Origin of the sequence: Allomuricauda sp. ARW1Y1 (assembly GCF_013407935.1) — a bacterium.
Classification (GTDB): Bacteria; Bacteroidota; Bacteroidia; order Flavobacteriales; family Flavobacteriaceae; genus Flagellimonas.
On record NZ_JACBZU010000007.1, the window covers coordinates 1 to 25,927 of the forward strand.

21 protein-coding genes are annotated in these 25,927 nt (G+C 45.4%); 13 read left to right on the forward strand and 8 right to left on the reverse strand.

The annotated features are described in order from the left end of the window. The first annotated feature begins 245 nt into the window (after positions 1-245). The gene (locus GGE08_RS14760) at positions 246-1,031 is read left to right on the forward strand and encodes a hypothetical protein (protein WP_218847556.1); all 786 of its coding nucleotides are present in this window, start codon (positions 246-248) and stop codon (positions 1,029-1,031) included. A 160-nt stretch (positions 1,032-1,191) separates the two neighbouring features. On the opposite strand, the gene hemL is transcribed toward GGE08_RS14760, so the two are convergent. The 3 genes from hemL to GGE08_RS14775 form a co-directional block, all read right to left on the reverse strand. Further along, positions 1,192-2,469 (reverse strand): glutamate-1-semialdehyde 2,1-aminomutase, encoded by a 1,278-nt coding sequence (gene hemL, locus GGE08_RS14765; protein WP_179385738.1) that lies wholly within the window; start codon positions 2,467-2,469, stop codon positions 1,192-1,194. A gap of 1,003 nt (positions 2,470-3,472) precedes the next feature. Next, positions 3,473-4,321, reverse strand: a complete 849-nt coding sequence (locus tag GGE08_RS14770) for a glucosaminidase domain-containing protein (protein ID WP_179385659.1) — start codon at positions 4,319-4,321, stop codon at positions 3,473-3,475. Continuing rightward, entirely contained in the window at positions 4,318-5,223 is a 906-nt protein-coding gene (locus GGE08_RS14775) for a 1-aminocyclopropane-1-carboxylate deaminase/D-cysteine desulfhydrase (protein WP_179385660.1), read from the reverse strand. Before GGE08_RS14775 ends, GGE08_RS14770 begins: the two co-directional genes overlap by 4 nt. 107 nt (positions 5,224-5,330) lie before the next feature. Here GGE08_RS14775 and GGE08_RS14780 point away from each other — a divergent pair, with 107 nt between their 5' ends. Next, a complete protein-coding gene (locus GGE08_RS14780; protein WP_179385661.1) occupies positions 5,331-5,648 on the forward strand; it encodes a hypothetical protein in 318 nt (105 codons plus the stop codon). Further along, a complete protein-coding gene (locus GGE08_RS14785) occupies positions 5,645-5,944 on the forward strand; it encodes a type II toxin-antitoxin system RelE/ParE family toxin (RefSeq protein WP_179385662.1) in 300 nt (99 codons plus the stop codon). Before GGE08_RS14780 ends, GGE08_RS14785 begins: the two co-directional genes overlap by 4 nt. Before the next feature lie 30 nt (positions 5,945-5,974). Here GGE08_RS14785 and GGE08_RS14790 read toward each other — a convergent pair whose 3' ends face one another. Continuing rightward, on the reverse strand, positions 5,975-6,304 hold the full coding sequence (locus tag GGE08_RS14790; protein ID WP_179385663.1) for a hypothetical protein: 330 nt from the start codon (positions 6,302-6,304) through the stop codon (positions 5,975-5,977). A gap of 174 nt (positions 6,305-6,478) precedes the next feature. Between GGE08_RS14790 and GGE08_RS14795 the strand changes: the two genes are divergently transcribed. From GGE08_RS14795 to GGE08_RS14805, 3 genes are all read left to right on the forward strand, one after another. Then, the gene (locus GGE08_RS14795) at positions 6,479-6,637 is read left to right on the forward strand and encodes a DUF5522 domain-containing protein (RefSeq protein ID WP_164732849.1); all 159 of its coding nucleotides are present in this window, start codon (positions 6,479-6,481) and stop codon (positions 6,635-6,637) included. 63 nt (positions 6,638-6,700) lie between these two features. After that, a complete protein-coding gene (locus GGE08_RS14800; protein ID WP_179385664.1) occupies positions 6,701-7,300 on the forward strand; it encodes a DUF4136 domain-containing protein in 600 nt (199 codons plus the stop codon). A 102-nt stretch (positions 7,301-7,402) separates the two neighbouring features. Further along, positions 7,403-9,154, forward strand: a complete 1,752-nt coding sequence (locus tag GGE08_RS14805; RefSeq protein WP_179385665.1) for an aromatic amino acid hydroxylase — start codon at positions 7,403-7,405, stop codon at positions 9,152-9,154. 21 nt (positions 9,155-9,175) lie between these two features. On the opposite strand, the gene GGE08_RS14810 is transcribed toward GGE08_RS14805, so the two are convergent. The 3 genes from GGE08_RS14810 to alaS all read right to left on the reverse strand — a co-directional run bounded on the left by GGE08_RS14810 (position 9,176) and on the right by alaS (position 13,556). Next, on the reverse strand, positions 9,176-9,790 hold the full coding sequence (locus GGE08_RS14810; protein WP_179385666.1) for a DUF4230 domain-containing protein: 615 nt from the start codon (positions 9,788-9,790) through the stop codon (positions 9,176-9,178). Next, complete coding sequence (locus tag GGE08_RS14815) at positions 9,791-10,750, reverse strand: GSCFA domain-containing protein (protein WP_179385667.1); 960 nt, start codon at positions 10,748-10,750, stop codon at positions 9,791-9,793. It abuts the gene before it with no gap. Between the two features lie 193 nt (positions 10,751-10,943). Beyond that, positions 10,944-13,556, reverse strand: a complete 2,613-nt coding sequence (alaS, locus tag GGE08_RS14820) for an alanine--tRNA ligase (RefSeq protein ID WP_179385668.1) — start codon at positions 13,554-13,556, stop codon at positions 10,944-10,946. A gap of 104 nt (positions 13,557-13,660) precedes the next feature. On the opposite strand from alaS, the gene GGE08_RS14825 reads away from it, so the two are divergent. Genes GGE08_RS14825 through GGE08_RS14850 form a run of 6 tightly spaced genes read left to right on the forward strand, consistent with a single transcriptional unit; the run spans position 13,661 to position 17,339 of the window. Then, a complete protein-coding gene (locus tag GGE08_RS14825; protein WP_179385669.1) occupies positions 13,661-14,638 on the forward strand; it encodes a M23 family metallopeptidase in 978 nt (325 codons plus the stop codon). Further along, the gene (locus GGE08_RS14830; protein WP_127137505.1) at positions 14,638-14,967 is read left to right on the forward strand and encodes a MerR family transcriptional regulator; all 330 of its coding nucleotides are present in this window, start codon (positions 14,638-14,640) and stop codon (positions 14,965-14,967) included. Before GGE08_RS14825 ends, GGE08_RS14830 begins: the two co-directional genes overlap by 1 nt. A 19-nt stretch (positions 14,968-14,986) precedes the next feature. Continuing rightward, a complete protein-coding gene (locus tag GGE08_RS14835) occupies positions 14,987-15,586 on the forward strand; it encodes a LemA family protein (RefSeq protein ID WP_179385670.1) in 600 nt (199 codons plus the stop codon). A gap of 3 nt (positions 15,587-15,589) precedes the next feature. Beyond that, positions 15,590-16,027, forward strand: a complete 438-nt coding sequence (locus GGE08_RS14840; RefSeq protein ID WP_179385671.1) for a TPM domain-containing protein — start codon at positions 15,590-15,592, stop codon at positions 16,025-16,027. Continuing rightward, on the forward strand, positions 16,008-16,796 hold the full coding sequence (locus GGE08_RS14845; RefSeq protein ID WP_179385672.1) for a TPM domain-containing protein: 789 nt from the start codon (positions 16,008-16,010) through the stop codon (positions 16,794-16,796). The genes GGE08_RS14840 and GGE08_RS14845 overlap by 20 nt, the downstream gene beginning before the upstream one ends. 54 nt (positions 16,797-16,850) lie before the next feature. Next, positions 16,851-17,339, forward strand: coding sequence for a hypothetical protein (locus GGE08_RS14850; protein WP_179385673.1), 489 nt, complete (start codon positions 16,851-16,853; stop codon positions 17,337-17,339). On the opposite strand, the gene GGE08_RS14855 is transcribed toward GGE08_RS14850, so the two are convergent. After that, a complete protein-coding gene (locus tag GGE08_RS14855) occupies positions 17,336-20,116 on the reverse strand; it encodes an outer membrane beta-barrel protein (RefSeq protein WP_218847557.1) in 2,781 nt (926 codons plus the stop codon). The genes GGE08_RS14850 and GGE08_RS14855 overlap by 4 nt on opposite strands. A gap of 247 nt (positions 20,117-20,363) precedes the next feature. On the opposite strand from GGE08_RS14855, the gene GGE08_RS14860 reads away from it, so the two are divergent. Then, the gene (locus tag GGE08_RS14860; RefSeq protein WP_179385674.1) at positions 20,364-25,925 is read left to right on the forward strand and encodes an alpha-2-macroglobulin; all 5,562 of its coding nucleotides are present in this window, start codon (positions 20,364-20,366) and stop codon (positions 25,923-25,925) included. Positions 25,926-25,927 lie beyond the last annotated feature (2 nt).

Consider the following 25,927-nt stretch of genomic DNA (forward strand, 5'->3'; position numbering starts at 1 on the left):
TTTTTTTCATGTGACAGTTAAAATTTAAAGTTAGAAAATCTGAATTTTAAACTGTCCTATTTTTAGGGAAGGCTACATTTTTAGGGAAGGCTACATTAGGTCGTCATAGTTTAGGGATTGAAATAAATCCTGTTGGTTGGCTTTATGGAAATGTTAAGTTAAACCCAGCAGATAAAGCAGATGTTGTAGACAGACTTTTTGAAGTGTACGGCAAGAGAAATTATTACAACAGAGCTATTCAAAGAATGCCTGAATTTTATAGAATATGCTATTGTGATGAAGTTTTGAAATTTCTTTTGTCTGCCAGAAAAAACTTGGATTGGAAAAACTCAAATGTTGATGCAACGTTAATGTCTATCATTTTGGTTTACCTACACGCCAAAATAGGTGAAGGATTATCGAACCAAATGCGTATGACAAAATCTATGGGTATGAATTATTCCGTAGAATGGTGGAAAGAAAATGGCTTTGTAATTCCGCCAGAATTAAATCCTGCTGAAGTCATCTTAAATAAGATAGAATGGCGATATAAAAAAGGCATGCCTAAAGTTAAGGAAAGTGCTGTTGTTTTTGGAGATAGTACAATTGAGCTAGAAAAAATTGTGGATAGGTCGATTCATAATGACATTAAATTTTCACTTTTATTTACTTCACCACCTTATTACTCAATTACAGACTATCACGCTGACCAGTGGTTAAGACTTTGGATGCTTGGTGGAAGTGAAACCCCAAGAACAATCACCGAAAAACACAAAGGAAGGTTTATCGATAAGGAAAGATATTACAATTTACTCGACAATGTCTTCGGACAGAGTTCTAAAATAATGGAAGAAAAAAGCACCATTTATGTTCGGACAGATAAACGTAAATTCACTTTTGACACAACTGTTGAGATTTTGAAAAAACATTATCCGAATCATAAAATGCGGATAGTGAATAAGCCTTTAAAAGAAGATACCAAGACTCAGACCAAATTATACGGAGATAAAACAATGAAACCTGGTGAGGTAGATATAATTATGAGAAACTAAAAGCCAACGCTGACATACAAGCGGAATGAAGAAAAGCCAGAAAAAATGTGTATAAATAATAGCGGTTTAATAACTAAAACGAAAGTAAATAAACATAAAAAGGGTCTGTGTTTAATCGAAAATTAGCACTTTTAACCGCTACTGCTCATACACGAGACCGTTAAAACACTTTCCCCACCGCTTCAATCGTTTTATCCAAATCCGCATAGCTCAGGGCATCGTTTAAAAAGTAGCTTTCAAAAGCAGAGGGCGGTAAGTACACCCCGTTCTCCAACATGCCATGGAAGTATTTTTTAAAGGTATCGTTGTTGCCCTTGGCCGAGCTCGCAAAATCTACCACAGGCTCTTCCGTAAAGTGCACAGAGATCATACTGCCATAACGGTTAATCTGGTGGGCCACTCCCTTTTCGGTCAGGGTTTGGGCAATGCCCTTGTGCAAATAGGCCGTTTTTTCGGCGAGGCTGTCAAACACTTCGGGTTGGTTGTTCAGCGCGGTGAGCATGGCCAGTCCGGCACTCATCGCCAACGGGTTGCCGCTCAAGGTGCCTGCTTGGTACACCGGCCCTTCGGGCGCCAAATGCGCCATGATCTCAGCACGGGCCGCAAACGCCCCTACGGGCAGTCCGCCCCCGATCACTTTCCCGAACATTACAATATCGGCATCAATGCCCAAGGTTTCCTGCGCACCGCCCTTGGCCAAACGAAAGCCGGTCATCACCTCATCAAACAGCAACAAAATGCCCTCTTGGGTGCAGATGTCGCGCAATCCTTGTATAAATTCCTCCTTGGGGATAATACAGCCCATATTGCCCGCCACGGGTTCCAAAATAATGGCAGCAATCTCACCTTTGTTGGCTTCCACCAAGGCTTTTACGCCTTCCAAATCGTTGTAATCCGTCAACAGGGTATCTTTGGCCGTGCCCTGCGTTACCCCGGGACTGTTGGGGCTACCAAACGTAACCGCACCACTTCCGGCCTGTATCAAAAAGGAATCCGAATGTCCGTGGTAGCAGCCCGCAAACTTGATGATCTTGTCCTTGCCCGTATACCCGCGCGCGAGGCGCACCGCACTCATACAGGCTTCGGTACCACTGTTCACAAAACGGATTTTATCGATATTGGGCACCATGGATACCGCCAGTTGGGCGAGTTCGGTCTCAATTTCGGTAGGCGTTCCAAAAGAAGTACCCTTTTTGGCCTTTTCAATCACAGCGTCGATCACCGGCTGGTACGCATGACCCAAAATAAGTGGTCCCCACGAGGCAATGTAATCGATAAGCTGGTTGCCATCGGCATCGTACAGATAAGCTCCTTTGGCTTCTTTGACAAAAATGGGTTCGCCGCCTACGGCCTTAAATGCTCTTACAGGTGAATTAACTCCTCCGGGGATGTATTTTTTGGCCTCTGCGAACAGGGCGCTGCTTCGTTGGTAAATCATAAATATGTTTTCGTCATGCCCGCGTAGGCGGGTATCTATACTATCTTTCTCTTTCATTGTCATGCCCGTGAAAACGGGCATCCATAACGTTTGGATTCCGCATCGTGCTTCGACTCCGCTCGGCATCCGTGCGGAATCAACGACCACCATGCAGTTCTCGATACATCTTGATCTGCGATCAAGCCACTCGAACTGACCGGTTGCCCCAATGTGTCTTCATGCCAAAACACAAGACCCCTCGACTCCGCTCAGGATGACATCCGAAGCACAAAGGTAATGAGGATAAAACATTTTGGGAAATGGATTTTCAGCCGCGTCATGCTGAATTGGTTTCAGGTTGACGTTTATCTATTCAACTGGTTTTTGGGGGTTGAGCGGAGTCGAAACCATCGAAAACCGCACCCCCTAAGGTAGACAGGGCGGGAATCAACGACCACCATGCAGTTCTCGATACATCTTGATCTGCAATCAAGCCACTCGAACTGACCGGTTGCCCAATGTGTCTTCATGCCAAAACACAAAATCCCTCGACTCCGCTCAGGATGACATCCGAAGCACAAAGGTAATGAGGATAAAACATTTTGGGAAATGGATTTTCAGCCGCGTCATGCTGAATTGGTTTCAGGTTGACGTTTATCTATTCAACTGGTTTTCGGGGGTTGAGCGGAATGATAACATTGCGGTCAGTTGGAGCGCCCACGTGTCAGTTCGAGCGCAGTCGAGAACGCCTTTTGGCCTAATCCCTGTTGCACCCCTCGACTCCACTCAGCATCCGTGAGGAATCAACAACAACCATGCAGTTCTCGATACATCTTGATCTACAATCAAGCCACTCGAACTGACAGGTTGCCCAATGTGTCTTCATACCACAACACAAGACCCCTCGACTCCCATCGGGATGATAAACGGACCACAAATAAGATGATTTAGCGCAGAAGATTTGTTTTGTCATTTCTAAGGAATCAGCAACGGTCAACCGTACAGTCATCCAACCACCAAAAAACTATTGCGCCCTGCGGATATTGAGCACCTGCCCAATGGAAATGATGTTGTCCCTTAAATTGTTCAAGCGGCGGAGCTCGTCCACCGAAATATCATAGCGTTTGGAAATGCCATACAGCGTATCGCCCTTTCTCACCTCATGGGTAAATACTTCGTATTTTTTAGGCTCGCGAACGGTGGAAAGTCCGTTTTCAACCACTGCTTCATCATATTTGTGCAGCTCGTAGCGCTCGATCAGGGCAATCAACTTTTGGGGGTACTTGCGGTCGGTGGCATACCCGGCTTGACTGAGGCCATGGGCCCACTTTTTATAATCGTCCCGTTTGTAATTGAACAAAAAAGCGTAGCGCGAACGTGTGGTCAGAAAAAGGCTATGGTCCCGAAAGGAATACATGGGGTGGTTGTATTTTCTAAAACACTCGCCTTTGGCGTCGTCGTCATGAAAATCGAATTCCCCTTCCCAACCCGTATGGCATTTGATGCCAAAATGGTTATTGGTTTTTAGGGCCAGTTCCCCCCTACCGGAGCCGCTCTCCAAAATGCCCTGTGCCAATTTAATACTGGCCGGAATGCCAAAAGCACGCATTTCGTACTGTGCCACCTCGGCAAAAGTTTCGATATATTCTTGGGTATCCGAAATCAAAAATCGTTCAAAACGCCCGGTATCTTCGGGCATGGGATACAAGCCCGTGGCATCATCGGCATCGAGTTTTGGGGTTTTGGTTCGGGCCTGCCTATCTGAGTTGACCACTTTGGGCGCCCCTTTTCTATGGGTGCTGCGCTTCTTTTTGGCCCCACAGCTAGTGAGCAAAAGGGCCACCATCAATACATATCCTATTCGCCTGATCATATGTCCAATAACGGTAATTTCTTCTTTTTCAGTATAGCGTTCATGCCCGGTATGCCCTGTAACCCTCCTGTGTGGATGGCCAAAATCTGGCTTCCGGACGGAAAAAAATCCTTTTTGATCAAGTCAAAAATACCAAAAAGCATCTTTCCCGTATAAATGGGATCCAAAGGGATTCCGGTCTCTTTTTTAAAGCGGTTGATGAAAACAATGAGTTGATGGTCCACCTTGGCATAACCGCCAAAATGATAGTCGGTTACCAGTCGCCAACGATTGTTTTGGGCAAATGTACGAATCTCCTCGGTCAAAAAATCACCTTTAAGTGCAGGGAAGCCCAAAACGGTCTGATGCGGTTGGGAGGCATTGATAAGTCCTGCCAGCGTACCGCCCGTACCCACAGAACCGCACACATAATCAAAATTCGCATCCGCTTCGGTCAGGATTTCCATACACCCCTTAACGGCCAAATCGTTGGTACCGCCTTCGGGCAGCAGGTAGACATTTCCGAACTGCTTTTTTAGTGTTTCTAGAAAAGCAGACTCATTTTTACGGCGGTAATCGCTGCGTGACACAAAATGGAACTGCATGCCGTGTTCGTGTGCCAATCGCAAGGTGGGATTGTCCTGCCATTGGGTCTCCAGTTCCTCGCCCCGAATGACACCAATGGTCCTAAAACCGTGTTTGTGGCCCGCATAGGCCGTGGCCGCGATATGGTTGGAGTAGGCTCCACCAAAGGTGAGCAAGGTATATTGGCCTTGGGCCTTGGCTTCAAGCAGGTTGTATTTGAGTTTGCGGTACTTGTTCCCAGAAATTAACGGATGGATGGTGTCCTCACGCTTCAGGTAGAGTTGAACGCCCTTTTCGTGGAGAAGGGGTATGTCAATATGCTGATTGGGGATAGTCAAACTAAAGCCGATGGATTAAATTCATTGTTATTCCAAAAAATCAATACTTATTTGTATTAAAATATATTGTAATTTAGTCTCATTATTTAATACAAATATAAGTCCAAATGTTAGATATTGTTCTCGAATATAAAAGTCTTCTTGAAAACCTTCATCAATACATTGAGGACAGCAAGTACAAAAAGGAGCATATTATCAATGAACTTGGTATATCCAGGGCCACCTTTTACAATAAACTGAAGAAGCGCAGTTTTAGTATTCCAGAAATGATCACTTTGAGCAGTTTGCTATTTCCCGAAGATACCAAGGCTTTTGAAATCAAAAATGCGTTGGAAAGAAGTAGGAAGGATAGTGATGCAGGTCGGGTTCTGGAACACGAATCCGTAATCGCCGTAGCCCGAAAAAAAATTCTTGAGTCCAAGTGAAGGTTATTTGGACGCACGAGGCGAACAAATCTTTTGACGGCATTCTGGATTATCTCCTAAAAGTCTGGTCCCAAAAGGAAGCTTTGACCTTTGTGGATTTGGTTGAAGATACCATTGCAAAAATCAAGGAACACCCAGAACTTTTCAAAATTTCCAAATACAACCACACAAGCCGGGAAGCCTTTATCACCAAACACACGACCATGTTTTACAGAATTTTGGAAGAATCCATCCAAATAGAGTACTTCTGGGGCAATTTTCAAGACCCAAAGAAGGTGGAGGAACTCTTAAAATGAGGATTTTCAACCATCAAACCCACCAAATGATTATCGGGTCAGGTACTTCAAAAAGCCGAAGGTCCGGCGCTTGGCAAGATACTCCATATCCTTTTCGTTGGCATACGCCTCCCGCTCAAAACTAATGTTCTGATAAGCGCGATAACTGTCCAAATAGAGCACCGTGCGCAGCAGCCATTCGGAGATATACCAAAGGTAAAACGGCAAAATAAGCAGTTCACGCTGTTGTTTGAGGTGGATACGCTCGTGGTTGATGAGCACCTCGTCCGCCATCAAGGAATCCTCCTTTAGGATAATGAAGGGCCAAAGGGAAAGACCTACATAATTTTTATAGAAGAAGTGTTTGAATACCAGTATCAACTGCTCGCTATCTAATGGTTCACTAACAAATATAACTGCAAAAAGTGCTCAAAATTTGATGATGGGCAGAAATCCGTCAACATTTTCGGTGAACAACCCTGTTTTAGAAATCTTAAAATCCATTTTCCTTTGCTACAAAATTCGTAAATTCATGTAGTAATTGGTAAACAACGCATGAAAGAACGCATTCCCTTGGAAGAGGGTGATTATTACCTATCGGAACAAGGGTATAGGGTATTTACGGAAAAGTACCATCTCAAACGAGGGTACTGTTGTGAGAGTGGTTGCCGCCACTGCCCGTATGGATACAACACCAAAACAAATACTCAATAATAGCGATTCGGCATAATTTTTGTGCCTTATTTAAGTATACCTCAAGAATTTAAAAAAGATACTATGAAAAGTTTACAACGTTTTGCATTCATCGCCTTCGCTTTTGGCCTTTTGGCCTCCTGTACTTCCGTCAGGGTGGTTTCTGATTACGACCAAAAAGCGGACTTCGACACCTATAAAAGCTATGCTTTTTACAAAACAGGCATTGACAAGGCCCAAATTTCCGATTTGGACAAGAAACGGATTTTACGTGCCATTGAGACCGAAATGGGCTCCCGTGGATTTGTGAAATCCGATAATCCAGATGTGCTGATCAGCATTTTTACCAAGGAACGCGAACAAGTGGACGTCTACAACAACAACTTTGGCTGGGGTGCCGGCTGGGGCTGGGGTTGGGGCTGGGGTCCGGCTTGGGCTTGGGGTCCCGGTTGGGGCTGGGGTCCTGGTTGGGGCTGGGGTGGCAACAACGTCAGCACCCGCACAGAAGGTTCGCTCTACATTGATGTTATCGATGCCAATAGAAAAGAGCTTGTATGGCAAGGCCGAGGCGTAGGCACCTTGAACAATATCAAAAACATTGAAAAGAAAGAACAGCGCATCAAGGAATTTGTTGCCCAAATTTTAGAGGAGTATCCGCCCCAAATGTCAGTAGCCTCCAACTAACATACAGACCGCCCAATGGGCGGTTTTTTATTGTCCTTAACGTTCCTTAAGAAAAAATACCCTTCCTATTTCGTATCTTTAAAACGCACAAAAAATTAATTTATGAGCTACGAATCCAATCCCATTCTGGACAAATTGCCCAAGCACCTAAAGCAATTCATAAAACCACAGAATTATGAAGAGTACACCGCCATTGACCAAGCGGTCTGGCGCTACGTGATGCGCAAAAATGTGGATTACCTAAGCAGAGTGGCCCATAAATCGTATGTGGATGGATTGAAAAAGACGGGAATCTCCATTGACCATATCCCCAATATGTACGGGATGAACCGTATTTTGAAGGAAATCGGTTGGGCAGCCGTAGCCGTCGATGGTTTTATCCCGCCCTCGGCCTTTATGGAGTTCCAGGCATACAATGTGCTTGTCATCGCATCCGATATCCGTCAGCTTGAAAATATTGAATACACTCCTGCACCCGACATTATTCATGAAGGCGCCGGACACGCACCCATTATCGCCAACCCAGAATATGCGGAATACCTCCGCCGATTTGGGGAAATTGGCTGCAAGGCCATCTCCAGCGCCAAGGATTATGAACTGTACAATGCCGTGCGCCATCTTTCCATTATCAAGGAGGCCAACGGTACGCCACTCGATGAAATTGAAGAAGCGGAAAAGCATATCGAACACTTGCAGAACAATATGGGCGAACCCAGCGAAATGGCCCTTATCCGAAACCTGCATTGGTGGACCGTGGAATATGGACTTATCGGCACCGTGGACAACCCAAAAATATATGGTGCCGGATTGCTTTCCTCCATTGGTGAAAGCACGTGGTGCATGACGGACAAGGTGAAAAAACTGCCCTACTCTATTGAGGCGGCCCACACCGAGTTCGACATTACCAAACCGCAGCCGCAACTCTTCGTAACCCCAGATTTCGCCTTTTTGAGTCAGGTTTTGGAAGATTTTGCCAATACCATGGCGGTCCGCACGGGCGGGCTTTCCGGTGTTAAAAAATTGATAGGCTCCCAGGCTTTGGGCACCATCGAACTGAGCACAGGGCTTCAAATTTCAGGGATTTTTGAAAATGTAATCGAGAACAACGGAAAACCCATTTACATCCAAACCACAGGTGGCACGGCCTTGGCCTATCGCGAAAAAGAATTGGTGGGTCACAGTATTGCTCATCACAAAGATGGTTTTGGTTCTCCTATCGGAAAATTGAAAGGCATCAACATTGCCATTGAGGACATGGGGCCACGTGACCTTAAAGCCTATAAAATTTATGAGGGCGAAGCCATCGCCTTGGAGTTTGAAGGCGGCATCAAAGTAGAAGGAACCATTGTAACCGGCACCCGAAACCTTATGGGGAAAATCATCCTCATCACTTTTGAAAACTGTACCGTTACCCACAACGACAAGGTATTGTTCCAACCTGAATGGGGCTTGTACCACATGGGAGTCGGGCAACATATCGTTTCAGCCTACAACGGCCCTGCGGATTTGAACAGTTTTGACCTCATCACGCACCAGATCACCGAAAGCACCATCAAATCCAAAAAGGATGAGAAAAGAAAGGAACTAGAGCGATTCTACGAGCAAATCAGACATTTTAGGGAAGGAAAGAACACTACGGTATCCCGAAACAAGGTCTTTCAGGCCCTTAAAAAAGACCACCCCAAGGATTGGTTATTGCCTGTAGAACTCTACGAACTTGCCAAGCAGGACAACAATCAGGAATTCCAGCAGGAAATTCTGGAGCACTTAGAAAACATCAAACGCGATAACCCCAAGGTGGGCCATTTGATTGACGATGGTCTGCAATTGGTGGATATGGCCCTAGTGAGTTAAGAGGTCGTCGATTTTGGGCGATCAATCCAGAAAAAGTTTGAATTGCTCCGTGTCTTCCACGGGCTTGTTGTCGTACACCAAGGTCCAACCCATGGTACGTGTCAACACCAAAATCCGGGAGAGTTCGCTTACCAATCGGTTTTCCGCATTGGACCGCAACGAAGATGCTTCGATTTTTTTCATCAAGGAAGCATTCACATTCCGTTTGATGGCATTGTAATCCCCGGCATTGAACGGATTTAGGTAATCGGCAGTGACGTCATAATACTCAAAATCGGGGCTTATCTTGATTTCTGGGTCGGGAATACGAACGATACGAAGTAATTTTTGCTCTTCATCTACCTCATATTCGATTTGCGACATATCGTAGGCAATGGACACATCAGCATTCACCACCACCAATGCTTTTTTATGGGCAGTGATCAGCGGGCCAAACAACTCCTTGGAATCTTTGTAATTGTACACCTCTGCAAAATGACCTTCCGTGACTACCAATTTGGACACATTACGCAACTCCTGCTGAATGAGCATGGAGTTTTCTTCGAGGATACTTTTTTGTTCACGGTCGTCGGTGCACGATTTGTAGATCAAAACCGAAGCCAACGCGAGGACCGCACCCATCAATATTTTCTTCATTTAGTCAAATTTCATGAATGGATACCTTTCTTGAAGATACGTAATTTTTGTGCGGAGCGATGTTTTGAACTTTTGATGCGCCTCGGAATCCGGGTTGAAAGGTCGGTGCAACAATCCCTTTTGAATCGCCTCCACCTCATCCATCACAGGATATACACTGTCTGAAATCCAAACGGATTTAAATTTTTCCCAGATGTAGTCAACCGCTAGTGGATTGGGGTGCACCATATCGGTTCCATAAAAACGGTAGTCACGGAGTTCGTCCATCATAATTTCATAAGCTGGGAAGTAGGACAGTTCTCTCGACTTCGCTCGAGATGACAAAACGGAATGTATCGCAGTAATCAAATGCGCTTTGCTCCGTTGGTTTTCCACAAAGCCATCCTTTAGATGACGGACCGGGGAAATGGTAAAGATGATTTCCGTCTTGGGATTCACCTCTTGAACCAATGCGATTATATGTTGAAGGCTAGCTCCGATTTCGGCAACGCTCAATAGTTTTTTGGTGAATTGCTTCTGCGGGACCTTATGGCAATTGGCCACCGTTTTACCCGTTGATGTATGCTCGTATACCCAAGCCGTTCCCAAGGTGATGATGATATGGGAGGAGGTTTCCAACCATGTCTTGGTATCTTTTAGCCGTTGATTGAGCAATTGCAACAGCGCTTCAGGATCATTGGAACGCAATTCGGAATGGGCATCAAAGGAACGCCAAATACCGTCCTGTTCAAATATCTCCTTTTGCTGATAAAATTTTTCTTCTAGGGCTCTTTCTACCAAATTGGCAATGGCCAAGGGATGGAACAGTATCCCAAAGGGATTCAGGAATAACGGAAACTTGAAATAATCCAGTTTCTCCCCCATGTTTTCCACAAAACAAGACCCCAACAGCACCACCTTGCTCTGATAATCTATGGGATTATCACTGGGTAGTAAAGGTATTTGGGTCTGTAGTTCCATTTGATTTGCAAAAAATGTGTGTTCGATTTTTCGGTGGTTGAGCGGAGTCGAAATCATCGAAAATCTTACCTGCCTGTGGCAGTCAGGTCGATAACCATAATTTCAAGTCTACCACCAATTCTCGATACAAAATTCCTTTGGAATTTCACTCGAATTGACTGCCTCTGGCATATTAACTTTTAAACCAAAAAAGTTATTTAATATATCCCTTCACCTTATCTAGCGCTTCGGGAATCCCTGCAGGATTTTTACCTCCCGCAGTGGCAAAGAACGGTTGCCCCCCACCACCTCCTTGGATGTACTTTCCAAGCTCACGGACAATGGTTCCAGCATTCAAATCCGTTTCGGAAACCACATTCTTGGAAATATAGCAGGACAGCACCGCTTTTCCGTCATTTTCAGAAGCCAGCAATAGGAATAACCTATCCACTTGACCGCCCATTTCGAAAGCCAAGTCCTTAATACCGCCTGCATCCAAGTCCACTTTTTTGGCCAAGAACTGGATTCCGTTGACCTCTTCCAACTCAGATATCAACTCGTTTTTTAGACCCTTCGCCTTATCTTTCAACAATTGCTCCACTTGCTTTTTAAGGGCAGCATTCTCTTCTTGCAGACTGGCCACCGATTTTACCGGGTCTTGGGAGTTTTTCAACATATCCTTGATCTCGAAGAGCATTCGGTTATTATTGAAATAGAATTCCTTGACCGCATCGGATGTAATCGCTTCAATCCGTCGAATTCCAGCGGCAACAGCTCCTTCGGAGACAATCTTAAAATGCCAGATGTCCGCCGTATTGTCAACATGGGTACCCCCACATAGCTCAATGGACTGGCCAAAACGGATGGTACGAACGGTATCCCCGTATTTTTCGCCAAACAGGGCCATCGCTCCTTCTTCCATCGCCTGTTTCATGGGTACATTTCGGTTTTCTTCCAAAGGAAGTTGTCCATCGATACGGGCATTTACAAAGTTTTCCACTTCACGGAGTTCTTCCACCGTAAGTTTGGAAAAGTGGGAGAAATCGAACCGCAGGTATTTGGAATGTACCGCCGAACCCTTCTGTTCTACATGGCTCCCCAATACCTCGCGCAATGCTTGGTGCAACAAATGCGTGGCGGTATGGTTACTTGCCGTTCTATAGCGCTGCTTTTTGTCCACCACCGCCTTAAAGGTTCCCGAAACCTCTTTCGGCAAGGATTTGGCAAAATGCACGATCTCGTTGTTTTCGCGTTTGGTATCCAAAATATAGGTGACATCGCCATTGGGTGCTTCCAAATAGCCCTTGTCTCCCACTTGACCACCGCCTTCGGCATAAAACGGGGTCAGATTAAAGACCAGTTGATATTGGTCCCCTTCTTTTTTACTGGTCACTTTTCGGTATTTCACCACCTTTACCTGTGCTTCCAAGCTATCGTATCCGATAAATTCCTGTTCGGTATCGGTTTGTAAAACGTTCCAATCGTCTTTAGACACTTCGGATGCGGCTCTGGAACGGTCCTTTTGCGCTTTCAGAGCCTTTTCAAAACCTTCCACATCCAATTGATATCCTTTTTCCTCTAAAATCAAGGCCGTCAGATCTATCGGGAATCCGAACGTATCATAAAGTTCGAAGGCCTTGTCGCCAGCAATGGTTTTATCTTTTGATGATTTGATAACGGAATCCAACAACACCAAACCTTGTTCCAAGGTGCTCAAGAAGGAACTTTCTTCCTCCTTGATGACGTTCTCTATCAATTGATGTTGTTCCTTCAATTCTGGAAAGGCCTTGCCCATCTGTTCGCTCAGCACTTTCACCAAACGATAAATAAAAGGCTTGTTGGTATCCAAAAAAGTGAATCCATAACGAATGGCACGGCGCAGAATCCTTCGGATGACGTAACCAGCACCCGTATTGCTCGGCAATTGTCCGTCGGCAATGGAAAAGGCCACCGCGCGCACGTGATCGGAAATCACACGAATGGCAATATCGGTCTGCTCGTTTTTGCCATACTTTTTCCCTGTGATGATCTCCACTTCTCGAATGAGTGGTGTAAATACATCGGTATCGTAATTGGATTGCTTGCCCTGGAGCACCATGCATAGCCGCTCAAAGCCCATTCCCGTATCGATATGTTTTTCGGGGAGCGGTTCCAAACTACCGTTCGCCTTCCGGTTGAACTGCATAAAGACCAAGTTCCAGATCTCCACCACCTGAGGATGGTCCTGGTTCACCAAGGAAGCTCCGTCCACCTTGGCTTTTTCTTCTTTGGAGCGAATATCCACATGGATTTCGGAGCAGGGCCCGCAAGGTCCTTGGTCCCCCATTTCCCAAAAGTTGTCCTTTTTGTTTCCTTTGATGATTCGATTTTCGGGCACAATGGCCTTCCACAAATCATAGGCCTCTTGATCCAAGGGCAACCCATCCTCTTCGCTGCCTTCAAACACGGAAACGTAGAGACTGTCCTTATCGATTTTATAGACTTCCGTGAGCAATTCCCATGCCCACGAGATAGCTTCTTTTTTAAAATAATCCCCAATACTCCAGTTCCCCAACATCTCGAACATGGTGTGGTGATAGGTATCCTTTCCCACCTCTTCGAGATCGTTGTGTTTACCGCTCACCCTCAAGCATTTCTGGGTATCGGTAAGGCGTTTGTGCTTGGCAACTGAATTCCCCAAAAAGTACTCCTTAAATTGGTTCATGCCCGCATTGGTGAACATCAGCGTGGGGTCGTCCTTCATCACCATGGGGGCCGATGGCACTATCTTGTGGTTTTTTTCTTTGAAAAAGTTTAAAAACTGGTTTCTAACTTCTTGGGATGTCATTGAATTCCTAGGGTTTTCTTAAATTTAACAGTTTAAGCAAAACAATTTTTATATTTGTTTGTTCTGATTAAAATGAGTGAGCAAAAATAGGATAAAATCCATTCATGTCTAAAGTTAAGTACTATTACGACCCGGATACGCTTTCGTACCGAAAGATCGAGCCGAAAAAATCCAGAAAGTACAGGAATATTTTCCTGTTTTTGTTGGGATCTGCCCTATTCGGTTTCCTTGGATTGATCATTTTGCTGAACACCCGATGGGTAAATACGCCCAAAGAACTTTCACTGGAGCGGGAAGTGCGCAACTACGAGCTTCAATTTGAGATCCTGAACCGAAAGATGGACCAAATGGAGCAGGTTTTGGCCAACATCGAGGAGCGCGACAACAATATTTACCGATTGTATTTTGAGGCCAACCCCATACCCGAAGAGCAACGAAAAGCGGGCTTCGGGGGCGTTAACCGATACAGGGACCTGGAAGGTTTCAACAACTCCGAAATTATTATTGATGCCACCAAGCGGCTGGACATCATCCAAAAAGAAATGGTCATCCAATCCAAATCCTTGGACGAGATTGCCAAATTGGCCGAAGAAAAGGAAAAATTACTGGCCTCCATACCAGCCATCCAACCCGTGAGCAACGAAGATTTGACCCGAATGGCATCCGGTTACGGCTGGCGTTCCGACCCTTTTACCAAGGCACGTAAAATGCATTGGGGGATGGACTTTACCGCGCCTCGGGGCAGTCCGATTTACGCTACCGGCGATGGGAAAGTGGTACGTGCCGACAACCGATCTTCGGGTTACGGTAAGCATGTCCGTATTGATCATGGATATGGCTATATTTCGCTGTATGCCCACATGAGCAAATACAATGTCACCGTAGGCCAAAAGGTCAAAAGAGGTGATCTTATCGGCTTTGTGGGGAGTACCGGACGTTCCCAAGCCCCTCATGTGCACTACGAAGTGTTTAAGGACGGGGAGCGCATCAACCCGATCAACTTCTACTACGGAAGTTTAACGGCCGAAGAGTTCGAGAATATGCTCAGATTGGCCAACCAAGAGAACCAATCACTGGATTAATGCATGTAGATCTGCCCGAAAAACGCTATTATGGCATTGGTGAAGTGGCCAAGGCCTTTGGGGTGAACACCTCACTCATCCGCTTTTGGGAAAAGGAGTTTGATGTACTCCAGCCCAAAAAAAATGCCAAGGGCAATCGTAAATTCACCCCTCAGGATATCCAAAACCTTCAATTGATCTATCATTTAGTGAAGGAACGTGGGTTTACTTTGGAGGGAGCCAAAATCCATCTGAAAGAAGAAAAACAGAAGGCCCTTTCCAATTTTGAGGTCATTCAAAAACTGCAAAAGGTAAAGGCAGAACTGCTGAAAATCAAAGAACAACTATAAACACTTTAACCAATAAAAAATGAAAAAAGGTATCATTGCCGTTATTGTCCTCGGACTTTTGGGCGTAATCATTGTGGGTTGGTACGTACGGACCAATAATAACCTTATTGACATGAAAGGACAGGCCACCAAACAGTGGGCCAATGTGGAAAGTTCCTATCAACGTAGGAGCGACCTCATCGGGAACTTGGTCAAAACCGTGCAAGGTGCCGCGGATTTCGAACGCGAAACCTTATCGGATGTGATCGAAGCGAGATCAAAGGCTACTTCCACCAATATTGATGCCAACAACCTTACCCAAGAGCAGTTGGCCGAATTTCAACAAGCCCAAACAGGTTTGTCTTCCGCCCTATCCAGATTGCTGGTCACTGTGGAGCGCTACCCCGACCTCAAAGCGAGCCAAAACTTTTTGGAGCTTCAATCCCAACTGGAAGGAACCGAAAACCGGATCAATGTGGAGCGTAACCGTTTTAATGATTTGGCCGGGGAGTACAACATCCGAATTCAGCAAATCCCGACCAACATCGTGGCGAGCATCGCAAATTTTGAATCCATGCCGCTCTTTACATCCGACGCCGGTTCCGAAAAGGCTCCCGATGTGAACTTTGAATTCAATTAGGCCATGTCGCACGTAGAGGAGTTTTTGACCGCAGCGGAGGAAAGTGAAATCGTAAATGCCATCGTTGAAGCCGAAAAGAACACTTCCGGTGAAATTCGGGTGCATATCGAGGCGTCTTCCAAAATAGACCATTTCAGTAGGGCACAGCAGGTGTTCCATTTCCTGAAGATGAACAACACCAAAGAAGGGAACGGTGTGCTTTTATATGTGGCGGTAGACGATCGAAAATTCGTCATCTATGGAGGTGAAGGCATCGACCGTGCCGTCCCCAAAGGTTTTTGGGACACCACCAAGGATGTCATCGCTTCCCATTTTGCAAAAGGAAATTTTAAACAAGGTATCATTGAGGGCATTCTAATGGCTGGCAAAGAGTTGCAGGCGCATTTTCCATGGCAACAAAATGATACCAACGAACTGAACGATGCAATATCCAAAGGTTAGTTTTTTATACTTTTTTTTATATGCCTCTCTAGCTTGGGGGCAATTTACCATACCTGAAAAACCACAAAAGCAGACCAGCGTTTACGATTATGTGGACCTCTTGTCCCCTTCACAGAGCAATGCCTTGGAGCAAAAGCTGGTTCGCTATTCCGATAGCACTTCCACTCAAATCGTGGTGGCCATCATTAGTTCCACCGAGGGGGAGGACATCACCTTTTTGGGAGCGCAATGGGGTCAAAAATGGGGCATTGGTCAGGCTGACAAGGACAATGGCGTTCTGGTAGTCTTGGCCAAAGACGACCGAAGAATTGCCATTAACACCGGTTATGGTGTCGAAGGCAGCCTCACCGACCTGATGTCCCGACGCATCATAGAATCCGTTATTATTCCTGAATTCAAACAAGGGGATTATTATGCGGGGCTCGACAAAGGCTCCGATGCGATTTTTAAGGTGCTTACCGGGGAGTTTACCGAAGACCGCACCTTTGGTGGGGGCAAAAAATTCCCGATTGATGCCCTGTTTCCCTTCATCATTTTCATTATCATCATCATTATTTTTTGGAATCGTAAAAACAAGGGTGGCAGAGGTCCAGGTGGTCGTAGGGGCGGTGGACTTGATATTTGGGACATGATCATTCTCAGCAATATGGGCCGCAGTTCAGGTTCTTCCGGTGGATTTGGCAGCGGAGGTGGATTTGGAAGTGGCGGTTTTGGTGGTGGCTTTGGAGGCGGCGGCTTCGGAGGTGGTGGTGCCTCTGGGGGTTGGTAGGTCCGCGAAATACGCAACTAAATACCGAGAACCTCATCTATAAAGTAAAATTCCATGTCCAAAAAATTTCTTTTCCTATGGTGCATCTCGATGATGGTGTTTTCCTGTAAATCGGACAATGATTCGATAGATTGCTCCGTGGTGAATTGCGTAGCTCCCGAAGACACCTTGTATCTGCGGTTTTTAAATCCCGGCAATGATGACGATTTATTGGCCAATGGGACCATCGACACCGATGTAATTGAAGTTTTCAACGAAAAAGGCGGTACAGTTTCTTTTACGATTCAAGAATTCAGTGGCAGCAATACCTTCATGGCCATTCCAGTATCCACGGATTCCTTTGGTGAAAAATCCTTTGCCATATCCTTAATTGATGATACTTCTTTTACCATCAATTTTGAAACCAGCTATTCTGACGATAGTGAATGTTGTGGTCCATATACCATTATGGAAAGCTTTACCACAAACATTTACTCACATGATTTGGTGGAACCTCCTATACTTCCTGCATTTGTCTCCATCTATATTCCGAGTTCGGACTAAAAACTGAACCTACTCCCTCTTTTGTTCGGGGCACCCTTGCCTCCGAAAGAGTCAAACTTGATGGTCAAGCTGCCCATAAAGTAGCGTCTGAGAACGGTCCCTTGAAAATCCTGGATAAAATCCTGCCCCGTTGTTCTGCGGGTATTGATATTTTGATTGAGCAAATCAAAAGCGAGCACTTTTAAGGTAGCCGTCTTCTTAAACAATTGAACCCCCAAGCTCATATTCCAAAATAGGGCGTCCTTGTCAAATCCAGCACCTAAGTTGCCATTGTAGGTGTAGGTAATATCATTCCCAAAAACCACGTTTTTGGGCCAATACGAAGTTACTTTTACGGAAAGGTTGTGCGTGGTAAAATCGATGTCCTCCACATTATCCAAATTGTATCGGGTGGAATTTATTCCCAATTCATACTCGGGCTCTATTTCCAACATCTCTTTGTAATTGAACAACAACCCAACCCTTGGATTGAAGTTAAGGCGCTTCGCCTCTAATCTTCTTCCATTGGTAAAACCCACTTGTTTGCTGAGATTCATATAGGGCCTTATGGTATATTTAAAACTGTAGGTGCTGTCCTTTTTTATTTGTTTGGAATAGTTCACTCCCATCCAACCGTTATAGTTGCCGTCCACGTTCTCAAAGGTGGTGTTTCGGATAAAGTCTTCATCCGTGGTGGTGATGGAAACTACCTTGTCCTGTTCAAAATTGACCCCGGAGTAGGCGAAGAAACCTGTTCTTTCCCTCCAATTGTAATCGTTGAAGTTTAAATACACACTGTGGTTCACTTCTGGATTTAAATTAGGGTTCCCTTCAATAATATTAAGTGGATTGGTAATATTGGGAACAGGTTGCAACTGGGTTACCGAAGGTAAATTGAGCCTTGAATTGTAGCTTATGCTCATACGTTTGTTGCCCATATTGTAATTAAAGTATGATCCAAGCAATACTTTACTATAATCTCTGGAAAAGGTGGAAGACTGAATGAAATCTTCATTGTTCAACCCAATCTGCTCCAAACGGGCCCTAACATTAAACCTGATCTTTTTACCATTTGACCCAAATCGTATTTCAGGAGAATGTCGGTTCACGTTGAAATTAAAGTCAGAGCTCAATTGGGCATTGAAGACGTAATCGCCACTCACTTCATCGAAATTGGACACCAATCGTTCGTTTTTCTGATCTCGGTCCTCATGACTGTACCTAAAATCAAAATAGAAGTCTTTGTCCAAAGCGTGTCGGTAACCTGCGCCCAGCTCATAGCTATCAGAAGCATTATTGGTCAAGGTCTGTTGATCCAGCTCTTGCTCGCTTGGGTTATCACCAAATATGCTTCTTTGGGAGTTGATAAAGGATTCAGAATCGTCCACTCGGTTGTTGTTATTAAAAAACACCCTTACATAGCTACCGAGGGTATCCAATTTCTTCATAAGCTCAACACGGTTGCTGAAGTTTCGGCTAAATCCATCACTGGTTTCCAAGGCGTTGTTACTATTTATCAGATTGCCGTCCTCATCAGTGGAAACAGTCCTTTCCGAATTGGTGGAATTGGTATTGTTTATGCTCAAATTGGGTTGAATGGTAATCCTTGTCGTTTTGTCCACATCAAACTCCAAATTGGCAGAACCTTGGTTGGAATTGGTATTGCCCACAAAACTGGTTTCCGTATCGGTAAAGAAACTGCCTTCGGGCAAAATATTTTCCCTAGCAATCATCTCATCATTGAACGAATCGCTATACGAGAAAAAATAGTTGCCATCAATCCGGTACTTTCCTTTTTCTTGATCGGCATAGCTACCCCCCAAAGTTGAGGAGGTGACAATCCCCTCACCAAAACCAAAGGATAAATTCCCTATTTGAAAACCGCCATTTCGATTAACAGAAATACCGCCTCCTCCTCTATTCCCTACCATTTCGTAGACTTCATCAAAAGAAAAACCTGGATTGTTGATGTTATTGCTACTTCCCAAAACGCTGATACGTTGGGTATCGTTAAAGTAATTGACCAGACCATTGGCCTGGTAGCGCTCATCGGTTCCATATCCTCCGGACAATCGGCCTATATACCCCTTGTTTTTGTCCTCTTTTAAGGTAAGATTGATGGTCTTGTTCTCTCCATCGCCCTCCTCCCCAATAAACTCTTGCTCCTTGGTCTTGGTATCGGTGATCTGAATTTTACTGATGATGTCCTTGGTCAAGGTTTTGGTGGCCACCTTTGGGTCCGTGCTAAAAAATACCTGTCCGTTTACCAACACTTGATTGACCTCTTTGCCATTTACGGTAATGGTTCCATCGCTATCCACTTCCACGCCCGGCAACTTTTTTAGGACATCCTCCACGGTGGCATCGGGTCGGGTTTTGAACGAATCCGCATTGAACTCCAGCGTATCCCTTTTGATGGTTATCGGCACCCGTTCGCCAATAACATCAATACCCTGTAACTCTTGGACTTGCTCTTCCAGCTTGATGGAACCCATTTCCAAAAGTGGTTTCAGTTCAATTTCCTTGGATTGTGAAGCATACCCATTGGAAGAAAAGGCTACCCTTACTTTCTTATAAGCGGTTCTGCCTTCCAATGCAAAAATACCTTCGGCATTGGTTATGGTGTATGTGATCAAACTACTGTCCCTTACTGTTTCCGCATAAATGGTGGCCGCCTCAATGGGAGCACCTGAAGTAGCGTCTACAATTTTACCCTTGACCAAAAAGTCTTGGCCAAAAAGTGAGGTAACACAAAAAAATAGGGGGATAAAAACGAGGTTAGTGTAACGTATTTTCAAAAAAAGAATGTTTATAGTTTCGGTTTAGGCAGGACCAAAATATTATTTTGAAAATAGAACCCTCTCCCCTTTAACGAAACTTTCAGAAAATCCGCACAAAAAATGTTTTCCACCCATAAGTCATATCCCATAAATAACCATTGATCAATCCAAACAGGGCATTCGTCAATTCACCTACTCCCAAAACTCAATTTTAACTATCTTGCTTTCAGTTATATTTTTTTAGTAAACACTATTCCATTTGATCATGTCCAAATCCTGTAAATCGCTACTTCTTGTGCTGCTCGTTTTTGCAGCCGCCTGTAAAAAAAAGAACGGTCCGTCAGATACCGATAATCTCTTCAAATTCAAGGATTACATCAGCTACCACACCAATGGTAATCAAAGTATAGCCACTCCTATCCGGATTGCTCTGGCTCAACCCTTGGAACAGTTTGAACTTACCCAAGAGCTTCCCAAGGAATATCTGGCCATTTCACCAAAGGTGGATGGACATCTAGTGATCGAAAACGGACGGGAACTTATTTTCCAACCTGCGGAATATCTAAAACCAAATACGGAATACACGGTCGAGCTTAAGTTGCACAAGCTGTTTGAAAATATCGAAAGTGCCTTTAAAACCTATACCTTCAGTTTTAAGACCATTGCCCCGAACTTTAGAATCAATTTGGGTAACCTACAATCCTACAGCAAGGATTGGCAGTACCTTACCGGAACCTTGGACGCTTCGGATATGCTGGATGCTTCCAAAATAAGCTCGGTGCTGACGGTAAAGCAAGGTGACAAAACCTTGCCCGTAAATTGGGACAACAGCACGGAAAACGCCCAATATTTTAGCTTCAAAATTGACAGTATCTCCCGAAAAACGGAGGATAGCGAACTCAACATCAGCTGGAACGGAAAAGCCTATGATATTGACAACGAAGGCTCGGAAACCTATCCCATTCCGGGAAAGAACAAATTTGTGATCATTGATGCCAAAACCACCTCCGCACCCAATGCGGTATTGACCCTGAATTTTTCAGAGCCCTTACAACAGAACCAAAACCTCAACGGTTTGGTTACCGTGGAAAATGCAGAAAGCTTGCGCTACGAAATCAACGGAAACGTATTGAACGTATACCCATCCAATAGGATTTTGGGCGAGGTTCGCATCAATGTTTTTCAGGGTATCAAGAGCGAATACGGGTTTACCTTAAAAAACGATTTTTCTGAGTTGGTCTCTTTTGAACAGTTGAAACCAGCCGTTCGATTGATTTCCAAAGGAACCATTTTGCCCAATGCAGCCTCAACACCCATTTATTTTGAAACCGTCAACCTATCTGCCGTCGAGGTCCGGGTGATACAGGTCTACGAGAACAATATGCTCCAATACCTTCAAACCTATAATCTTACCGAAAATTACAATCCCGATTTTAGGCCAGTGGGCCGAAGGGTCGCCTATAAGGTCATTCCATTGACCGAGGAGGGCGCCGAAAATTCAAGCTACTGGCAGGCCCATGGATTGGATTTGTCCGAATTGATACAGATTCATCCAGGGTCGTTGTACCGGGTGGAATTCAGTTTTAAAAAGGAACATACTACCTACGATTGTGGAGCATCGTCTGAAATGGAAGAATCGGTTGCCGACTATTCCTTGGAACAAAGTGCCGAGGAAGCCGATTTGGAGGAACTGTATTGGAACAATCAAATCTACACCTACCGGAACTACGATTACAACTGGGAGGAAAGGGATAATCCCTGCCATTCCGCCTATTATAATTATGACCGTGTAGTGGGCACCAATCTGTTGGGAAGTGATTTGGGCCTCATTGTAAAAAAGGGCAACAACCGTTCCCATCATTTTGCAGTGACCAACTTGCTCACCACCCAACCCGTTGCCGAAGCCAACATAAAACTGTACAATTACCAACAACAATTGGTTGGTGAAACCACCACGGATGCTTCCGGACTTTCTGTTTACGATAGCGATAAAAGCATTGCCTTTGCGGTGGCCGAAAAGAACAATAATTTCGCCTACGCTAAACTTTCGGACGGTAATGCCCTATCCCTAAGTAAATTTGACGTGGCTGGGGAACAGCTGCAAAAAGGCTTGCAAGGTTATCTGTACACCGAACGAGGAGTGCATCGGCCCGGTGATGTTATCCATTTGACCTTCGTTTTGGACGATAATGCCAATCCACTGCCCAAAGGGCATCCGGTAACTTTAGAAGTCACGGACGCGAGGGGCAAACTCGTGCAGCGCAATGTGCTCAAAGAAGGAAGTATTGCGGTTGATGATGGCTTATTTGCCAAAAAGGAAAAGAATTTCTACTACTTCCCCATTGCAACAGAGGCAACGGCACCCACAGGAAACTGGTCGGCCAAAGTGATTGTGGGCGGTGCGCAATTCAGTAAGACCCTGAAGGTGGCCACCGTAAAACCCAATCGATTAAAGGTTGATTTCTCCTTTGCGGACGAAGTTTTGGAGGCCAATGCCTTCAATCGCGGAAAAGCAAGCGTCAAATGGCTGCACGGTGCACCTGCCCGTAACCTTAAAATTGACATCAACGCTACCATTAAACAAACTGCAACTGCATTTCCAAAGTTTAGGGATTATGAGTTCCAAGACCCTGCCCGGAACTTTTACGAAACGGAACTGCAATGGATTTCTTCCACATTGGATGCCAATGGTGAGTTGGACATCAACAAAAAAATCGATATCAACGGGAATGCGCCGGGAATGCTGCAAGCCACTTTTACCACTAAGGTTTTTGAAGGCGGCGGTGATTTTTCCATCGACGTATTTTCCAAGAACCTCGCCCCATTTTCCCATTTTGTTGGCCTGCGTTCCCCAAAAGCCAAACAGTATGGCTCCTTTTTAACCGACGACAACAATACTTTTGATGTGGTTTCGGTGGATGCCCAAGGAAATCCAGCTGCCAATCGAAGGTTGAAAGTACAGGTTTTCAAAATTGAATGGCGCTGGTGGTGGAACCGCGGTTACGACAACTTATCCCGATATGAAAATGCGACCGTCCATCGTCCCTTTAAGGAAATGGACCTAACTACGGGAAGCAACGGAAAGGCCAACTTTAACATTAATGTACCGGATGAAGAAGGAGGTCGTTTCTTGATTCGGGTCATCGATGAAGCCTCTGGACATGCAACGGGACGCACCGCCTATTTTTATCGCAACTGGTGGAGCAGACCTGCATCGGCCGATGCCGAGAGTTCCAAAATTCTGATATTCGCTACCGATAAGGAAAAATACAGCTTGGGAGAGGAAGCTACGGTAACTTTCCCATCAGATAAGGGAGGGCGTGCCTTGCTCAGCATCGAAAACGGAACCGAGGTCCTTTCCCAGCAATGGATAGAAACATCGGCCAAAGAAACCAAGGCGTCCATTCCCATCACGGCAGAAATGGCGCCCAATGCGTATGTGAACATTTCGCTGTTGCAGCCGCACAGTCAGGCCAAAAACGATTTGCCCATACGCCTCTACGGGGTCGTACCGCTATTGGTGGAAAACCCGGCGACCATTTTGAAACCCGAAATCAGTATGCCCGAAGTACTGGAACCTGAGTCATCCTATAAAGTCACGGTTTCCGAAGCCAACAAAAAGGGGATGACCTACTCATTGGCCGTAGTGGATGAAGGTCTTTTGGACCTGACCCGCTTTACCACTCCAGATATTCACAGTTCGTTCTACGCCCGACAAGCCTTAGGGGTAAAAACCTTTGACATTTTTGATGATGTGATGGGCGCCTACTCCGTTAGTGTGGACAACATTTACGCCATTGGCGGGGGCGGTATCGGTGCCGGAGCCAAAAACAGAAAGGCACAGCGTTTTAAACCTGTGGTCACCTACCTAGGCCCCTTTAGCCTAAAAGCTGGAGAAAAAGCCTCGCATACCATCGAAATGCCCAACTACGTGGGTTCGGTACGGACCATGGTAGTCGCTGGAAATGTACAAAGCGCTTACGGGAATGCGGAAAAAACCGTGCCCGTGCGTAAACCTTTGATGGTATTGACCTCCATTCCAAGAAAATTGTCCCCAGGCGAAACCGTGACCATACCCGTCACCGTTTTTGCCATGGAACCCAAAGTCAAAAACGTAACGGTCAATATCGATGCAGGAAAAGCATTGGAAGCCATCAACGGAACTTCAAAAAACATCACTTTTAATGCGGTGGGAGAGCAAATCGTCAATTTTGATTTTAAAGTCAGACCCGCTTCATCCTTCCAAACTATAAAAGTTACAGCTACGGGAGCCGGGGAACGCGCAACCAGCGAGACCGAAATCGATGTGGAAAACCCGAACCCCGTCACTACCAAAAGTGAACTATACACATTGGAGCCCAATGGTTCACAGCTGATTTCCATGGAGACCTTTGGCACGTCGGGTACCAATGAAGCGTTCATCGAATTCTCAACGCTTCCGCCCATGGATTTTTCAAAACGGATGGATTATCTGCTCCGTTATCCCCACGGATGTGTGGAACAGACCACCTCCGCAGCCTTCCCACAATTGTTTTTGGGCAATGTGTTGGACATCACTTTTGATAAAAAGAAGGAAGTTGAGAAGAACATAAAGGCTGCCATCGACCGTTTGGGCGATTTCCAGATGCCAAATGGCGGATTGAGTTATTGGCCCGGGTATGGGAATGCCGATGATTGGGGCACTTCCTATGCAGGTCATTTTATGTTGGAAGCCAAAAAAGTGGGCTACCAGCTCCCTCTGACCTTTTTGAGCAATTGGTTGCGTTACCAAAAATCCGCCGCACGTCAATGGAGCAACCAAAGTACCTATTACAACGACGATGTGTCGCAAGCATACCGATTGTATACCTTGGCCTTGGCACAACAGCCCGAATTGGCCGCCATGAACCGTTTACGGGAAACCGCAAACCTCAGCAACGAGGCCAAATGGCGATTGGCCGCAGCCTATGCCTTGGTCGGTAAAAAAGAAGTGGCCCAAGCCATTGCGCAGAAATCCAATATTGATTTTAAACCCAACAATTACAATTACAGAACCTATGGTTCCGTATTCCGAAACCGGGCCATGGCCTTGGAAACCATGGTTATTTTGGGCGACCCGCAACAACGGGATTTGGCGGTTTCTTTGGCCAAAAACCTGTCATCACAGCAATGGTACAGCACCCAAGAAACAGCCTTTGCGCTATTGGCCCTGTCCAAAATGGTGATGGAAAACGGTGGAAAATCGATTGACCTCAGTTTTACCAACAACGGTAAGGAAATCAAGGTGAAAACGGATAGAGCCATAGCCCAGCGAAAAATAGCCATCACCTCGTTCAAGGAAGATATCCAAATTAAGAACCATCTAGGCAATACGGTATATGCCACCCTGACCCAGAAAGGAAAGCTTCCCGTTGGTGAGGAATTAGCACAAGAGCAAAACCTGAGGCTATCCGTGAATTACGTGGACCCGCTCGGTAATTCCCTAAATGTGGATGAGTTGCGACAGGGAACGGAGTTTGAGGCCAAAGTGACCATTTTCAACAGTTCGGATGATTATATCGATAATGTGGCCCTGACCCATATCGTGCCCAGCGGATGGGAAATCGTAGATACCTCTTTTGTAAGCGGGGACAATGAAAATGCATCCAAAGCGGATTATGTGGATACTCGGGACGACCGGACCCATTTGTATTTTGGTTTGGAGGCAAAAAAATCAAAAACCTTTACCATCCAATTGAACGCATCCTTCTTGGGCACCTATTATTTGCCGGGTGCGCAGGCAGAAGCCATGTACGACGACAACTACCAGGCCCGTAACAAAGGGCAATGGGTGAACATAGTTCAGTAAGG

Bases quoted from the DNA above. Each gene is read 5' to 3' on its own strand.
- GGE08_RS14805 (WP_179385665.1), top strand. From the start codon at position 7,403: ATGAGCTACGAATCCAATCCCATTCTGGACAAATTGCCCAAGCACCTA.
- GGE08_RS14815 (WP_179385667.1), bottom strand. From the start codon at position 10,750: ATGGAACTACAGACCCAAATACCTTTACTACCCAGTGATAATCCCATA.
- GGE08_RS14770 (WP_179385659.1), bottom strand. From the start codon at position 4,321: ATGATCAGGCGAATAGGATATGTATTGATGGTGGCCCTTTTGCTCACT.
- alaS (WP_179385668.1), bottom strand. From the start codon at position 13,556: ATGACATCCCAAGAAGTTAGAAACCAGTTTTTAAACTTTTTCAAAGAA.
- GGE08_RS14860 (WP_179385674.1), top strand. From the start codon at position 20,364: ATGTCCAAATCCTGTAAATCGCTACTTCTTGTGCTGCTCGTTTTTGCA.
- GGE08_RS14795 (WP_164732849.1), top strand. From the start codon at position 6,479: ATGAAAGAACGCATTCCCTTGGAAGAGGGTGATTATTACCTATCGGAA.
- GGE08_RS14830 (WP_127137505.1), top strand. From the start codon at position 14,638: ATGCATGTAGATCTGCCCGAAAAACGCTATTATGGCATTGGTGAAGTG.
- GGE08_RS14780 (WP_179385661.1), top strand. From the start codon at position 5,331: ATGTTAGATATTGTTCTCGAATATAAAAGTCTTCTTGAAAACCTTCAT.
- GGE08_RS14835 (WP_179385670.1), top strand. From the start codon at position 14,987: ATGAAAAAAGGTATCATTGCCGTTATTGTCCTCGGACTTTTGGGCGTA.
- GGE08_RS14800 (WP_179385664.1), top strand. From the start codon at position 6,701: ATGAAAAGTTTACAACGTTTTGCATTCATCGCCTTCGCTTTTGGCCTT.
- hemL (WP_179385738.1), bottom strand. From the start codon at position 2,469: ATGATTTACCAACGAAGCAGCGCCCTGTTCGCAGAGGCCAAAAAATAC.
- GGE08_RS14840 (WP_179385671.1), top strand. From the start codon at position 15,590: ATGTCGCACGTAGAGGAGTTTTTGACCGCAGCGGAGGAAAGTGAAATC.
- GGE08_RS14825 (WP_179385669.1), top strand. From the start codon at position 13,661: ATGTCTAAAGTTAAGTACTATTACGACCCGGATACGCTTTCGTACCGA.
- GGE08_RS14810 (WP_179385666.1), bottom strand. From the start codon at position 9,790: ATGAAGAAAATATTGATGGGTGCGGTCCTCGCGTTGGCTTCGGTTTTG.
- GGE08_RS14760 (WP_218847556.1), top strand. From the start codon at position 246: ATGCCTGAATTTTATAGAATATGCTATTGTGATGAAGTTTTGAAATTT.
- GGE08_RS14845 (WP_179385672.1), top strand. From the start codon at position 16,008: ATGCAATATCCAAAGGTTAGTTTTTTATACTTTTTTTTATATGCCTCT.
- GGE08_RS14850 (WP_179385673.1), top strand. From the start codon at position 16,851: ATGTCCAAAAAATTTCTTTTCCTATGGTGCATCTCGATGATGGTGTTT.